Here is a 14,217-nt window from a genome sequence, read left to right as displayed (position 1 = left end):
CAGTAACGGTCCGTTAACGACTGTGGCCCCATGCCGGTGTCATATCGCCCCATTGGCGGGGCGGAGAACGGGTTTCGAATGACAGGCCGCATTCTCGTCGTCGACGACGTGGCGACGAACAGAGCGATCCTCAAGGTCAAGCTGACCGCCGCGCGCTACGACGTGCTCATGGCGGCGTCCGGCGCGGAGGCGCTGGAGGTCGCGGCGGCCGAGCAGCCGGACATCGTCATCCTCGACATGGTCATGCCGGGCCTGTCGGGGGCGGACACCTGCCGGGCGCTGCGCGCGGATCCCGCGCTGGCCTCCATCCCGGTCATCATCGTCACCGCCTCGCCCGAGGCGGACGCCCGCATCGACGGGCTGTCGGCGGGGGCGGACGACTACCTCTGCAAGCCCGTCGAGGAGGTCGCGCTGCTCGCGCGGGTCCGCTCCCTGCTGCGCGCGCGCGGCGAGGAGCGGGAGTACGAGAGCCGCGGCGCCCTGTTCGGGTGGGACGCGGTCGAGGCCCCCCGCCCGATGGGCTTCGGCGAGCGCGGGCAGGCCGCCTTCGCGTCCCCCGCGCCCGCCGAGCCCGAGGGTCGCATCGCGCTGATCGCGCCGCCGACGGCCGCCGCCGAGGGGCTGCGCCGGGCGCTGGGCCAGCGCTTCCGCGGCGGCGTCGCCGCGCTCGACCCGGACGCGGCGCTCGACCTTGCCCCCGAGACCATGCCGGACGTGGTGGTGATCGACGACGACGCCGCGCAGCCGGGGACCGGCCTGCGCCTGATGAGCGAGATGCGCGCGCGCCCCGCCTCGCGGCATGCGGCCTACGTCGCGCTCCTGCCCGAAGCGGGCGGCGAGCGCGCGGCGACCGCGCTCGACCTCGGGGCCGCCGACGCGGTGGCGCGCGACGTCCCGCCCGACGAGTTGGCCGCCCGCATCCGCACCCATCTCGCGCGCAAGCTGCGCGGGGACCGGATGCGCCGCAACCTCGACACCGGGCTGCAGATGGCCGTGACGGACCCGCTGACGGGCCTCCACAACCGGCGCTACGCCCTCGCCCACCTGCGCCGCGTGGCCGAGCGCTGCCGCCGCGAGGGGGGGCGCGTGGGGGTGGCCATGGTGGACATCGACCACTTCAAGGCGGTCAACGACCGCTGGGGCCATGCGGCCGGGGACCTCGTGCTGACGCGGGTGGCGCAGGTCATGCGGCTGAACCTGCGGACGGAGGACCTCGTGGCGCGGCTGGGCGGCGAGGAGTTCCTCGTGATCCTGCCCGACACGGACGCCGAGGCGACCCGCGCCGTGGCCGAGCGCCTGCGCCGCGCCGTCGAGGCGAGCGCCATCGCGCTGGAGGACGGCGTGGAGGTGCGCGTGACCCTGTCCCTTGGGACCGCCGTGATGGACGACGCGGGCGAGGACGCGGCCCTGCGCGTGGCCGACCGCGCGCTCTACTCCGCCAAGGAGGGCGGGCGGAACCGCGTGGCCCACATCACCTGAGGCGCGTCCGCCGCCCGATCGCCTCGACCAGCGCGGCCCGCTCCTCCGGGGCCAGCCGCCCGACGGCGGCGGCGATGGCGGCGGCCGCCTCGGCGCGCGGCGCGCGCTGGCGCTCGACCGCCTCCACCAGCGCGAGCTCCAGCGCCGCCGCGTCGAACGGCTCCGCCCGCAGCGCCGCCACCACGGCGTCGCGGGTCCGGGTCCGGTCGCCTCGCCGCACCGCAGCATCGCGCAACGCCTCCCGCAAGCGCGCCCGCTCCTCCTTCGGGAGCGCGCGGGCGAGGGCCAGCTCGGGCGGCCCGCCGAAGCCGCGCGCCCGGTCCCCGCCGCCCATCGCCATCGCGCCGACCACCGCGCCGGCGACCAGGAGGTTCACCGCCAGCGAGGCGGCCAAGGCCCAGGGCACCCAGCGTCTCATTCGAGGTCCTCCCACGACAGCACGGCGAGGTCCGCGAACTCGGCCTCCCCGCCGGAGAGCGGCGCGATCACCGCCACGGGGTCCAGCATTCCGATCGCCAGCCCGGCGGCGAGCGCGGCGGGCAGGCCCACCCACGCGAGGCGGGGCAGGGGGCGAGGACGGGGCAGGCCGCCCACGATCCGCCCGCGCAGGTGGGGCGGCAACGGCGCCTCGGCGCGTGACAGGGCGCGCAGGTCGCGGTCGAGGTCATCCATGGCCCAACTCCTCCTTGCGTGGCCCGAGCAGCGCCGCCAGCCGCCGCCTGCCACGGGACGTCAGGCTCTCCACCGCCTCGACGCCCACGTCCATCATGGCCGCGATCTCGGGATTGGCGTAGCCCTCCACGTGGCGCAGCACGACCGCGACGCGCTGCCGCTCGGGCAGGGCGGCGAGCGCCGCCTCCAGCGCCTCGACGCGCTCGCCCGCCATCAGGCGCGCCTCCGCGCCCGGCGCGTCGTCGGCATGGGCGTCGTCCAGCTCGTCCCACCGCGCGCCGGCCCGGCGGCGGCGGTCCAGCGCGAGGTTCGCGGCCACCCGGTGGAGCCACGTCCCCGGCGCGGCGGCGCCGCCCGCGTCCCAGTCGGCCCCCTTGCGCCACAGGCGCAGGAACGCCTCCTGCACGACGTCCTCGGCCTCGGCCCGGTCCCCGCCGAGGAGGCGCGCGACCGAGGCGAGGAGGCGGGGGCCGAGCCGCTCGACGAGCACGCCCGCCGCCCGCCCGTCCCCCTCGGCCGCGCGGCGGAGGAGGGCGTGGTCGTCGAGGTCCGACAGGTCATCGCGCCGCCCCCGCCACACGGGGTCAGTTCTTCGCCCGGCCGCGGCGCGGCTCGAAGGCGTCCCACTCGGCGGCGCTCACGCGGCCGTCGCCGTCCGCGTCGAGCCGTCCGAACATCCGGCCCCCGCCGCGCCGCCCGTCCTGGTCGCCGCGCGCGGCCTCTAGTTCCGCGCGGCTCAGCGCACCGTCGCCGTCCGTGTCCGCGCGCTCCAGCATCCGCTCGATGCGCGACGCGGCGCGGGTCTGCCCGGCCGCCTCCAGTTCCGCGCGGCTCAGGCTCCCGTCCCCGTCCATGTCGACGCGGGCGAAGCGGGCTTGGCCACGGGTCGCGCCGTAGGCGCGCAGTTCCGCCTCGGTCACGGCGCCGTCGCCGTCCGCGTCCACCTCGGTGAAGGCGGGCTTGGTGCGCGGGCCGTCCGCCAGAAGCGGGGTCGCGAGGCTGGCGGCCCCCGCGAGGGCGATCAGGGCGAGGGGGATGGGGCGCATGGTCATGGTCGCTGTCCTTCGTTGTCGCGCGGTCCCGTCGACCGCGTCCACGTCTGTCACGACCGGGCGGGCGGTTTCCGTCGCCCGCCCGCGACAATTTTCGCGTCCGCCGGACGAACCCCGGCGGTGCGGGCGAGTTGGGGAGGATGACCGACTCGACCGACCGTCCCGTCTGGCCCGCCGTGTGGAACGGCTGGCGCCGCACCTGCCCCCGCTGCGGGGAGGGCGCGCTGATGGTGAAGTACCTCAAGACGCGCGACCACTGCGACGCGTGCGGGCAGGCGTTCCACCACCACCGAGCCGACGACGGCCCGCCCTACCTGACGCTGCTGATCGTGGGGCACGTCGTCGGGCCAGCGATGCTCTGGTACTACGTCGCCCGCGAGCCTTCGCCGTGGGAGTTCATGGCGATCTTCGGGATCGGCAGCGTGCTTATGTCCCTCTGGTTCCTGCCGCGCCTCAAGGGCGCGCTCGTGGGCGTGCAGTGGGCCAACCGGATGCACGGGTTCGGCCACGAGACCGACCCGCCCGCGTGGCCCGACCGCGCCCCCGCCGCCGAGTGAGCCCGCCCCTCCGAGACGCGGCCACGGTGATCCTGCTGCGCGACGGTGCGGCGGGCCCGTCCGTGCTGATGGGCCAGCGGGGGGCGAGGGCCGCGTTCATGCCGTCCAAGTTCGTGTTCCCCGGCGGCGCGGTCGAGGAGGGCGACGCGGCGGTCCCGTTCGGCGCCCCGCTGCGCGCGGGGATGCGGAACGCCCTCTCCACCGAGTCCGACCGCCCGCCCGAGGCGCTCGTCGCGGCCGCGCTCCGCGAACTGGCCGAGGAGACGGGCCAGCGGCTGTCGCGTCCGGGCGACGGCTGCGGCTGGCCCGGCTGGGCGGCGCGCCGCCCGGACCCCTCGGCGCTCTCCTTCGTGTTCCGGGCGGTGACGCCGCCCGGGCGTCCCCGCCGCTTCGATGCGCGTTTCTTCCTCGCCGACGCGGCGGCGCTGGAGACCGATCCGGACGACTTCAGCCACGCCGAGGACGAGTTGAGCCACCTGCACTGGGTCCCCTTGGCGGAGGCGCGGGCCCTCGACGTGCCCTTCGTGACGGAGGTGGTGCTGGGCGAGGTGGTCGCCCATGCCGAGGGGCGGGCCGCGCCGGGGGTGCCGTTCCTCGACAACCGCGGTGCGGGATCGCGGATGGCGAGGCTTTAGCGCGGCTCGATCACCCCGATCGCGTCCATCATCGCCTCGAACGCGGCCGCGTCGGCGTCGCGCGGACGGCTGCGGGCCACGACGGCGTCGAACCGGGCGCGCAGCGCGGCCTTCTCCTCGCCCCTGCAGTCGTTCCACGGACGCCCCTGCAGGCCCATCTCCAAGGCGTAGTATCCGATGAAGTGCGGGCGCGCGCCCGCCTCGACGAGCCGTCCGTAGGCGGCATCCGTGCCGAGGGCGCGCAGCGCGACGGCATCGGCGATCCCGGCGGATCGCAGCGCCCCCGCGAGGGCGGGGCCGACGTTCCGGACGGTCTCGAGTTCGGCCATGGGCCGAAGCTTGTCTCAGGCGCCGGGGCCGCGTCGAGTCAGATCGACGCCCAGTCGGTGAAGCGCACCGGCTTGGGCCGCGGCTTGCGCGGGGCGGGGTCGGCGGGGGAGCGCGGGACGGGCTGGGGGCGGGTCATCCGTCGGATCCTTTGCTGTCGAGTCCCTAGAGTCGGGACCCGAACGTCAGGATCGCGCGGATTGTTGCAAAATCGAGGACGGAATTGGGGCGGAACTGCGGCCCCGCCCAGGGAGGAGGAGAGGGCGGGGCCGCGACGTTCTCCGGATCGGCGCAAAAGGGAGGAGAAGCGCCGCTCCGATGCGTTCCAGATTATGCTGCGCGGCAGCATGGTCAACTGTGCAATTGCAGAAACGACGCTGCGTCGCGGCGTGCGCCTATTCTTCGCGCAGGGCGGCGCGGGATCGGGCGGCGCGCCAAGCGAGGGCCGCGAGGAACATCGCGGTGAGCAGGACGACGATGGTCGCGGCGGGCGCGCTGTCAAGGAAGACCGAGGCCCAGACCCCGCCGATCGCCGCGAGCGCCGCGCTCGACGCGGAGACGAGCAGCATGGTGCCGAAGCTCCGCGTCAGGAGGCTTCCGATGGCGCCCGGCGTGACGAGCAGGGCGATCACCAGCACGATCCCCACCGCGCCGAGCGCGGCGACCACGCAGGCCGCCACGAGCGCGATCAGCCCATGGTGCAGGAGGGCGACGTTGAGGCCCGCGGCCCGCGCGTGGGCGGGGTCGAAGGCGTGGAGCAGCAGGTCCCGCCAGCGCAGCGCGACCGTGCCCACCACGATCGCGGCGACGACGAGCGCGGTCCGCAGCTCGTGCGGCTCCACGCCGAGGAGGTTGCCGAACAGGATGTGGTCGAGATGCACGCCCGCGCCCATCCCCGCGATCATCACGAGCCCGATCGCGAACATGCCGGCGAAGACCACGCCCATCAGGGTGTCGCGCTTGATTCGGCTCCGCGTGTCGAGCCAGCCGGTGAGCCAAGCGGAGCCCATCCCCGCGGCGAAGGCCCCGAGGATGAGGGGCAGGCCGAGGATGTAGGCCAGCGCGACGCCCGGCAGGACGGCGTGGCTGATCGCGTCGCCGATCAGGCCCCAGCCCTTGAGCACGAGGTAGGGCGACAGCAGCCCGCAGGGCAGCGCGACCAGCACCGCGGCGAGCAGCGCGTCGCGCAGGAAGGGCAGCTGCAGGGGCAGGAGGAGGTCCATCAGGCCGCGCGCCTCCGGGCGAGGAGGCCGTGGGTCGGCGCGAAGGCGAAGGCCAGCGCGAAGAGCAGCGTCTGGAGCGTCACGATCACCCCGCCGGTGGCGCCGTTGAGGAAGTAGGAGAGGTAGGCACCGACCGCGCAGGACAGGGTGCCGAAGGAGACGGCCAGCGCGAGGAGTGGCCCGAAGCGGTCGGTCAGCAGGTAGGCGGTCGCGCCGGGCGTGACGACCATGGCCACCACGAGGAAGGCGCCCACGGTCTGCATCGCGGCCACGGCGCACGCGGCGAGGAGCGCGAAGAGCAGGGCCTTCCATGCCTTGGGCCGCAGGCCGATCGCGCGGGCGTGCGCCTCGTCGAAGAACACGATGAGGAGCGTCCGCCACGTCAGCAGGAGCGTCGCCAAGGTGACGGTCGAGATGATCACCACCTGCATGCGGTCCCCGGGCGTGATGGCGAGGATGTTGCCCAGCACGATGGTCTGCAGGTCGACGGGGGCGGGGGAGAGCGATGAGATGAAGAGGCCGAGCCCGAAGAACCCGGTGAAGATCACGCCGATCACGGTGTCGGTCTTGAGGCCGGTCCGCTCGGTCAGGAGCAGCATCGCCGCGGCCGCCAGCCCGCCCGACAGGAACGCGCCGAGCGCGAAGGGCAGGCCCAGCAGGTAGGCCCCCGCGACGCCGGGGACGACGGCATGGGAGAGGGCGTCGCCGATGAGGCTCCAGCCCTTGAGCATCAGGAAGGCCGACAGGAACGCGCAGGTCGCCCCCACGAGGGCGGAGACCCAGATCGCGTCGCGCATGTAGGCATAGGCGAAGGGCTCGAGCAGGACGTCCATCAGGCGGGCGCCTCCCGGCCGCGCTCAGTCATGGTCGTCGCCGTAGATGACGAAGGGCCGCTCGTCGTCGGTCAGAACCGTGACCTTGCGCGCGTCGTCCGCATGGTCGTCGTGGAGGTCGGATCCGCCCAGCTCGTAGCGGCGGAGCACGCCCCCGAAGGCGCGCTTGAGGTTGGCCGGGGTGAAGACCTCCGCCGTGGGGCCGTGGTCGAGGACGGTGCCCTTCACAAGCACCGTGCGGTCGCAGAACCGCGGGACCGACCCGAGGTTGTGCGTCGAGACCAGCATCACGCGGCCCTCGTCCCGCATCTCGCGCAGCAGCGTCACGATGGCGTCCTCCGTGGCGACGTCGACGCCGGTGAACGGCTCGTCGAGCAGGATGACCCGGCCCTCCTGCGCGAGGGCGCGGGCGAGGAACACGCGCTTGCGCTGCCCGCCCGAGAGGGCGCCGATCTGGCGGTCGGCGAAGTCGGACATGCCGACGCGGGCGAGCGACTCGGCGACGATGCGGCGGTCCTCGGCGGAGGCGCGCCGCAGCAGGCCCATGCGCCCGTAGCGGCCCATGGTGACGACGTCGCGGACGAGGACGGGGAAGGACCAGTCCACCTCCTCGGCTTGGGGGACGTAGGCCACGAGGTTGTCGCGCAGCGCGTCCGCCACGGGCCGCCCGAGGATGCGGACGGTGCCGCGGCGCGCGGGGAGGAAGCCCATCAGGGCCTTGAAGAGCGTGGACTTGCCCGCCCCGTTCACGCCGACGAGGCCGGCGATGGTGCCGGTGGGCAGGGCGAAGGTGGCGTCGCGCAGCGCGGTGACGCCACCGGGATAGGTCACGGTCAGCCCCTCGGCGGCGATGCCCGCGCCGAGGGCCTCGGTCGCGGGGGCCGGCGCGAGGGGCGAGGCCTCATTCACCGGCGAGGCCCCGCAGGATGGTCTCGGAGGTGACGCGCAGCAGGTCGAGGTAGGTCGGGACCGGCCCGTCCGCCGCCGAGAGGCTGTCGACGTAGAGCACGCCGCCGTAGCGGGCGCCGGTCTCGCGGGCGACTTGGTTCGCGGGGTCGGGGGAGACGGTGGATTCGCTGAACACGACCGGGATGCCCTCGGACCGGACGGTGTCGATCACCGTGCGGACCTGCTGCGGCGTCCCCTGCGCGTCGGAGTTCATCGGCCAGAGGAACAGCTCCTTCAGCCCGAAGTCGCGGGCGAGGTAGCTGAACGCGCCCTCCGAGGTCACGAGCCAGCGGTCCTCCTCGGGGAGGGCGCGGATGGCGTCGCGGAGCGGGCCGATGGTGGCCTCGATCTCCGCCTTGTAGGCCGCCGCGTTGGCCGCGTAGAGGCCCGCGTTCTCCGGGTCGTGCTCGGACAGGGCGGCCGCGATGTTGTCCACGTAGGTCAGCGCGGGCTTCAGCCCCATCCAGCCGTGGGGGTTGGGCCGCCCGTCGTAGTCGCCGCCCGCCACGGGGATCGGGTCGATCCCCTCGGACACCGTGGCGGAGGGGACGTCGCGCAGGCGGGTGAAGAACTGCTCGAACCAGAGCTCGAGGTTCAGGCCGTTCCACAGGATCAGGTCGGCGTCCTGCGCGGCGAGGATGTCGCGGGGCGTGGGCTGGTAGCCGTGCACCTCGGCGCCGGGCTTCGTGATCGAGACCACCTCGGCCGCGTCGCCCGCCACGTTGCGGGCCATGTCGGCGAGGATGGTGAAGGTGGTGGCGACCTTGAGCTCGTCGGCGGAGGAGGCCGCGGGGGCCGCGAGGAGGGCGAGGGCCAGCAGGATGCGTCTCATGCGAGCCAATGTGGGTGAGGCGCGTGCGTTGTCAATGCGAAGCATTCGCAAGTCCTGCGGCGGGGCGTGGCCCGCCTGCGGGAAGGTCCGTCCCGGCCCCGGCGGCCATGCCCCCCGGACCGCGGGCCGGGGGGGCGGGGCTCACTCCGCGGCGCGGAGCGGCGGATGGGGCAGGGTCGGGTCGCGGTCCTCGTCCTCGACGACGACGGCGGCGGTCGGGACCTGCGCGGGGGGCGCGACCTCCGAGGCGGTCGCGGCATCCGTCACCGTCTCCTCCTCGGCCCAGAGCAGCGTGGGCGACTTCACCTTGCGCGCCTGCCGCCGCAGCGCCCAGTCCTGGCCGCGGCGCGACAGCTTGGAGGCCCCGAGCCGGGCGACGGAGCGGAAGATCATCGCGGCGATGGTCCAGAACCACACCCGGAGCGCCAGCATCGAGGGCGTGAAGAGGAGCGTCAGCACCGTCGCCACCCCGAGGCCCCACACCACCGCCGTCGCCAGCTGGATCCACCACAGCGCCGTGGGCGAGCCGATCGAGTAGCCGCCGCCGACGAAGTCGAGGCTGAGGCCCAGCATCATCGGCGCGAGGCCCGCCATCGTCGTCAGCGTCGTCAGCAGGACGGGGCGGATGCGGTCCTCGGCGGTGCGCACGATCGCCTCGATCCGGGGCATGGTGCGAGAGTATTCCTGGTAGGTGTCGATCAGGACGATATTGTTGTTCACCACGATCCCCGCGAGCGCGACGATCCCGGTGCCCGTCATGATGATCGAGAAGGGCTGGCCCATCACGAGCATCCCGATCAGCACGCCGGTCACCGACAGCACCACGGCCAGCAGCACGAGCACGGCGTTGTAGACCGAGTTGAACTGCGCCAGCAGGATGATGAACATCAGCCCCAGCGCGCCCATGAACGCGGTCTGCAGGAAGGCCTGGGACTCGGCCTGCTCCTCTTGGTCGCCGGTCCACTCCCACGAGACGGAGGCGGGCAGCAGGTCGTCGAGCTGCTCCGTCAGGACGCCGATCCGCTCGTTCGGGGTGACAGGCGCGCCCTCGGCCCGGTCGGCGGGCAGGACGTCGCCGTCGGGCGTCACGACGAGGCCCGGCGCCACGTCCGCCTTCACGTCGAAGTAGCGCTCCTGCTCGACCCGGTCGATCTGGGCGAGCCGCGGGACGGGGCGGCGCTCGATGAAGTTGGCGAGCGGGATGAGGCCGTTGGGCGTGCGGACCTTGAGGCTGTCGAGGGTGGACAGCACGCGGTCCTCCTCGGGGAGGCGGACGCGGATGTCGATCTCCTCGTCGGAGCTGTCCACGCGCATCGTGTCGAGCAGGATGCCGCGCGTCACGAGCTGCACCATCGCGCCCACGGTCGCGACGTCGGCGCCGAAGCGGCCCGCGCTCTCGAGGTCGACGTCGATCTCCCAGTCGATGCCGGGCAGGGGGCGCGAGTCCTCGACGTCGATCAGGCCGGGGGTCGCGTCGAAGGTGGCGGCCATGATCGTCGCCGCCTCCTGCAGCTCGATCCAGTCGTCGCCGGTCAGGCGCAGGTGGACGGGCTTGCCCTGCGCGGGGCCGCCGTCGTTGGCCGCGAGGTCGAAGCGCAGGCCGGGCAGGGTGCGCAGCCGCTCCAGCATGGCGTCGGCCACGGTGTTGCCGTCGTAGGCGGGGTCCACGACGGTCTGGTTCACGGTGCCGATCAGCGGGATGTCGAACCACGGGATCGAGACGGTGGGCCGCTCCTCCCACGGGATCATCTCGAACTGGACCTGCCCGATCGTGTCGCGCGGCGCGCCGCCGCCGCCGGGGCCGCCCGTCGAGAGGCCGCCGTCGCCCGCGAAGGCGAAGGCGGACTGGATGCCGGGCGTGTCGAGCACGATGGCCTCGGCCTCGCGCAGCAAGGCGTCCTTCTCCGCGAGCGAGAGGTTGCCGCGGGCGCGGACGTAGACGTTGGCCTGCTCGAGCTCGGATTCGACGAAGAACTCGACGCCGTTGTTGTTGGCCGCGAAGTAGGTGAACGTCGAGACGACCACGAAGCCCACGACCCCGATCGAGACCAGCGGGCCGATCGGGTTCGCCACCAGCAGCGCGACGAAGTGGCCGAAGGCCGAGCGCCGGTAGCCCGAGCGGACCCGGCGCGCGCGCCGCTCCCAGCGGACCGAGTGGATCGCCGACGACAGCAGGAAGGCCGACCCCACGAAGAGCGCGGCCCCCGCGGCGGAGCCGGCGGCGGCGGGCGCCGCCGCGAGGAGGTAGGCCGGCTCGATCGTCTGGAGGATGCCCTGCACCATGAGGAACCCGCCGAGCGCCACGAGGGCCACGCGGATCGCCCAGTGGAGGTTGGCGCGCATGGCGTCGCCGACGTTCTCCAGCACCCGCGAGAGCCGCCCTGCCACGCCGCCCATGACCGGCAGGTAGACGAGCGCGACCACCAGCGAGGCCGACAGCACGAAGATCAGGGTGACGGGCAGCATCCCCATGAACTCGCCGGGGATGCCCGGCCAGAACAGCATCGGCAGGAACGCGCAGAGCGTCGTCGCGGTCGACGACACGACGGGCCAGAACATCCGCTTGGCGGCCTCGACGTAGGCCTGCATCGGGCCCTTGCCCTCTTGGATGCGCTTGTCGGCGTATTCGGTAACGACGATGGCGCCGTCCACGAGCATCCCCACCGCGAGGATCAGGCCGAACATCACGATGTTCGAGATCGTCAGCCCCGCCGCGCCCATGTTCGCGAAGCACAGAAGGAACGAGGTCGGGATCGCGAAGCCCACGAGCAGCGCGGAGCGGGTGCCGAGCGCGGCCAGCACCACCACCATGACCAGCGCGATGGCCGTGAGCACGGAGCCCTCGAGCTGGGAGACCATCGACTCCACGGTGCGCGACTGGTCGAGGGTGATCGTCACCTCGACGCTGTCCTGCAGCTCCGTGGGCCACATGGCGACCTCGGCGGCGACCTCCTGCTCGACGAGCGCGGCGGTGTCGATGATGTTGAAGCCCTTCCGCTTCACCACCTGCAGCGCGACCGTGGTCTCGCCGTTGTAGCGCGCGGTCCCTTGGCGGTCCTCGAAGGTCAGGTTGATGGCGGCGAGGTCGCCCAAGGTGACGATGCGGTCGCCGTTGGTCTTCACCGGCAGCGCGTAGACGTCCTGCACGCTGTCGAAGGAGCCGGGGATCTTGACCGGGAACGCGCCGGACCCGGTCTCGACCTCGCCGGTGGCGACCAGCAGGTTGTTCTGCGTCACCACGTTGAGCAGCTCGGCGGCGGTGACGTTGTAGGCCTCCAGCGCGAGCGGGTCGATCAGCACCTCGACCATCTCGTCGCGATGCCCCGCGAGCCCCGCCTCGAGGACCGGCGTGAGCGACTCGAGGCGGTCCTGCATGTCCTTGGCCAGCCGCAGCAGCGTGCGCTCGGGCGCGATGCCCGAGAGGCTGACGATCTGGATCGGGAACTCGGAGAAGTTGATCTCCGAGATGGTGTACTGGTCCGCGCCGGACGGGAAGTCGGCCTCGGCCCGGTTCATGGCGTCGCGGGCGTCGGCGATGGTCTCGCCTTTGTCCCAGCCGAACTCGAACTCGAGGAACATCAGCGCCACGCCCTCCGCGGCGGTGGCGGTGATCTCCTTGAGGCCGTCCAGCTCGGACAGTTCCGTCTCCATCGGCTTGACCAGCAGCTTCTCGGAATCGGAGGCGCTGATGCCCGGGAAGGGGACGGTGATGGCGAGGACCGGCACGTCGATGTCCGGCTCGCCCTCCTTGGGGAGGGTCACGTAGGCGAGCGTCCCCGCGAGCACCGAGAGCACGATGAACGCGAGGACCATCCGCGCGCGGGCGGCGGCCCAGTCGACGATTCCGGTCATTGCGTCACCTCCGGGATGATCAGGGGATCGTCCGTCGCGGCCTCCGCCGCCGACGGGGCCTCACCCACGGGCGCGTCGCGGTAGGCGACCTCCACCTCGACGCCCTCGGTCACGTATTCCTGGCCCACGACGATCACGTCCGCCGTGTCGGGCAGCCCGGCCAGCAGGACGCCGTCGGGCGTGTCGCGGACCAGTTCGGTCGGTACGAAGGTGACGCGGCCGTCCTCCACGATCCGCACGCCGAGGCGCCCCGCGTCGTCCAGCGTCAGCGCGGAGGCGGGGATCAGGTGGGCACGGGTGGGCTGGGTCTCGATCAGCATCTCGACGGTCTGGCCGTCGCGGATGCGCAGGTCGGGGTTGGGCACCTCGACCTCGACGCGGAAGGTGCGGGTCACGGGGTCGGCCTGACGCCCGAGGAAGCGCACGGTGCCGGTCACCTCGCGCCCGGTGAGCAGCTGCGCCCCCGCGCGCGCCCCGACCTCGACCCGGTCCACGTCGCCCTCGGCCACGAAGCCCACGAGCTCGATCGGGTCGAGCTGCAGGATCGTGGCGCAGGCGGTGCCCGGCTGCAGGAGGGTGCCGAGCTCGGCGGTGTCCGACTCCAGCACGCCGCCGAACGGGGCCGTGATCGTCAGGCGGTCGATCTCGGCCTGCGCGGCCTCGACGCCCGCCTCCGCGGCTTGGATGCCCGCCGTGCTGCCCTCGATGCCCGCGCGCGCGCTCTCGACGCCCGCCTCGGCGCCTGTCACGCCCGCGCGCGCGTTCTCGATGGCCGCCTCGGCGCCCGCGACCTGGCTGCGGGCCGATTCCAGCGCGGCCTCCGCCCCCGAGACCTGGCTGCGGGCGTTCTCGATGCCCGCCCGGGCGCCTTCCACCGCGGCGCGGGCCGCCTCGATGTCCGCCTCGACCGAGTCGACGCCGGTCAGCGCGGCCGTCAGCCCGGCCTCGGCGGCGCGGAAGGCGGCCTGCGCGTTGGCGACGCGCGTCTGCGAGGCGAAGCCGTCCTCGCCCAGCCGCTCGGCGGCGTTGAGGTTGATGCGCGCTTCCTCCAGCCGCGCCTCCGCCTCGGCCACGCGGGCTTGGGCATCGGCGCGCGACGCCTCCGCCACGGCCACGCGGGCCTGCATCTCGGGCAGGCGCGCCTCCGCCTCGCGCAGGCGGGCGGCGGCGGCAGGGATGGCGGCCTCCGCCTCGGCCACGCGGGCGCGGGCGGCGGGGAGCGCGGCGGCGGCCTCGGCCACGCGCGCGTCGGACTCGGGGCGGCGGGCGATGGCCTCCGCCACCCGCGCCTCCGCCTCGGGGACGCGGGCGCGCGCCTCGGCCAAGCGCGCCTGCGCCTCGGCGAGGACGGCGACGCGGGTTCCGGGGTCCAGCTCGCACAGGAGCTGCCCCGCCTCGACGCGGGTGCCGCGGGGCAGGGGCTCGGACACCACGAGGCCGGAGGTCTCCGCTGCGACCGTCACTTGGCGGGCCGCCTCGGTCTGACCGCGCAGCAGCACCACGTCGGGGACCACCTGCGCCGCGCTGGCGAGGGCCACGACGGAGGGCAGGACGCGCGCCTCCGCATCCCCGGCAGCGGTGATCGAGACGGGCTCGGCCTCGGACACGACCTCGACCTCGGGCGCCTCCTCCCCCGTGACCTCGGCGACGAAGCCCAGCAGAACGTCGCGCTGGAGCACCGCGTAGAACAGGACGACGCAGACGATGATCGCGGTGAGGACGGGGAAAAGGCGCATGGCGGGTCCGGGTGCGGGGACCGACTCGGGGGCCGGCATGTGAACTGATCGGTTCAGAACTAGGGGGCGGG

14 protein-coding genes are annotated in these 14,217 nt (G+C 73.7%); 3 read left to right on the top strand and 11 right to left on the bottom strand.

Annotated features, from left to right (window positions below; genetic code table 11):
- Window positions 1-78 precede the first annotated feature (78 nt).
- On the top strand, window positions 79-1,479 hold the full coding sequence (locus JQC91_RS12230; protein ID WP_203287084.1) for a diguanylate cyclase: 1,401 nt from the start codon (window positions 79-81) through the stop codon (window positions 1,477-1,479).
- On the opposite strand, the gene JQC91_RS12225 is transcribed toward JQC91_RS12230, so the two are convergent.
- Genes JQC91_RS12225 through JQC91_RS12210 form a run of 4 tightly spaced genes read right to left on the bottom strand, consistent with a single transcriptional unit; the run spans window position 1,472 to window position 3,203 of the window.
- Entirely contained in the window at window positions 1,472-1,897 is a 426-nt protein-coding gene (locus tag JQC91_RS12225) for a periplasmic heavy metal sensor (RefSeq protein ID WP_203287083.1), read from the bottom strand. The genes JQC91_RS12230 and JQC91_RS12225 overlap by 8 nt on opposite strands.
- Entirely contained in the window at window positions 1,894-2,151 is a 258-nt protein-coding gene (locus JQC91_RS12220; RefSeq protein ID WP_203287082.1) for a hypothetical protein, read from the bottom strand. Before JQC91_RS12220 ends, JQC91_RS12225 begins: the two co-directional genes overlap by 4 nt.
- Window positions 2,144-2,731 (bottom strand): sigma-70 family RNA polymerase sigma factor, encoded by a 588-nt coding sequence (locus tag JQC91_RS12215; RefSeq protein WP_203287081.1) that lies wholly within the window; start codon window positions 2,729-2,731, stop codon window positions 2,144-2,146. The genes JQC91_RS12220 and JQC91_RS12215 overlap by 8 nt, the downstream gene beginning before the upstream one ends.
- 4 nt (window positions 2,732-2,735) lie before the next feature.
- A complete protein-coding gene (locus JQC91_RS12210; RefSeq protein ID WP_203287080.1) occupies window positions 2,736-3,203 on the bottom strand; it encodes an EF-hand domain-containing protein in 468 nt (155 codons plus the stop codon).
- Between the two features lie 140 nt (window positions 3,204-3,343).
- On the opposite strand from JQC91_RS12210, the gene JQC91_RS12205 reads away from it, so the two are divergent.
- Window positions 3,344-3,760, top strand: a complete 417-nt coding sequence (locus JQC91_RS12205) for a DUF983 domain-containing protein (protein WP_203287079.1) — start codon at window positions 3,344-3,346, stop codon at window positions 3,758-3,760.
- Window positions 3,757-4,395: an NUDIX hydrolase gene (locus JQC91_RS12200; protein WP_343069967.1), complete on the top strand. Its 639-nt coding sequence runs from the start codon at window positions 3,757-3,759 to the stop codon at window positions 4,393-4,395. The genes JQC91_RS12205 and JQC91_RS12200 overlap by 4 nt, the downstream gene beginning before the upstream one ends.
- On the opposite strand, the gene JQC91_RS12195 is transcribed toward JQC91_RS12200, so the two are convergent.
- From JQC91_RS12195 to JQC91_RS12165, 7 genes are all read right to left on the bottom strand, one after another.
- Window positions 4,392-4,724 (bottom strand): TfoX/Sxy family DNA transformation protein, encoded by a 333-nt coding sequence (locus tag JQC91_RS12195; RefSeq protein ID WP_203287077.1) that lies wholly within the window; start codon window positions 4,722-4,724, stop codon window positions 4,392-4,394. The genes JQC91_RS12200 and JQC91_RS12195 overlap by 4 nt on opposite strands.
- A 393-nt stretch (window positions 4,725-5,117) precedes the next feature.
- Window positions 5,118-5,945, bottom strand: a complete 828-nt coding sequence (locus JQC91_RS12190; RefSeq protein WP_203287076.1) for a metal ABC transporter permease — start codon at window positions 5,943-5,945, stop codon at window positions 5,118-5,120.
- Entirely contained in the window at window positions 5,945-6,778 is an 834-nt protein-coding gene (locus tag JQC91_RS12185; RefSeq protein ID WP_203287075.1) for a metal ABC transporter permease, read from the bottom strand. The genes JQC91_RS12190 and JQC91_RS12185 overlap by 1 nt, the downstream gene beginning before the upstream one ends.
- A 24-nt stretch (window positions 6,779-6,802) precedes the next feature.
- Window positions 6,803-7,687 (bottom strand): manganese/iron ABC transporter ATP-binding protein, encoded by an 885-nt coding sequence (locus JQC91_RS12180; protein ID WP_343069966.1) that lies wholly within the window; start codon window positions 7,685-7,687, stop codon window positions 6,803-6,805.
- Window positions 7,680-8,558, bottom strand: a complete 879-nt coding sequence (locus JQC91_RS12175) for a metal ABC transporter substrate-binding protein (protein WP_203287074.1) — start codon at window positions 8,556-8,558, stop codon at window positions 7,680-7,682. The genes JQC91_RS12180 and JQC91_RS12175 overlap by 8 nt, the downstream gene beginning before the upstream one ends.
- 141 nt (window positions 8,559-8,699) lie before the next feature.
- Window positions 8,700-12,410 carry an efflux RND transporter permease subunit gene (locus tag JQC91_RS12170; RefSeq protein WP_203287073.1) on the bottom strand — a complete coding sequence of 1,237 codons (3,711 nt, stop codon included), beginning with the start codon at window positions 12,408-12,410 and terminating at the stop codon, window positions 8,700-8,702.
- Entirely contained in the window at window positions 12,407-14,146 is a 1,740-nt protein-coding gene (locus JQC91_RS12165; RefSeq protein WP_203287072.1) for an efflux RND transporter periplasmic adaptor subunit, read from the bottom strand. Before JQC91_RS12165 ends, JQC91_RS12170 begins: the two co-directional genes overlap by 4 nt.
- Window positions 14,147-14,217 lie beyond the last annotated feature (71 nt).

Origin of the sequence: Jannaschia sp. Os4 (assembly GCF_016820245.1) — a bacterium.
Taxonomy (GTDB): domain Bacteria; phylum Pseudomonadota; class Alphaproteobacteria; order Rhodobacterales; family Rhodobacteraceae; genus Jannaschia.
Note: the sequence above shows the minus strand (reverse complement) of the source record. Positions and strands in the feature narration are given on the sequence as shown.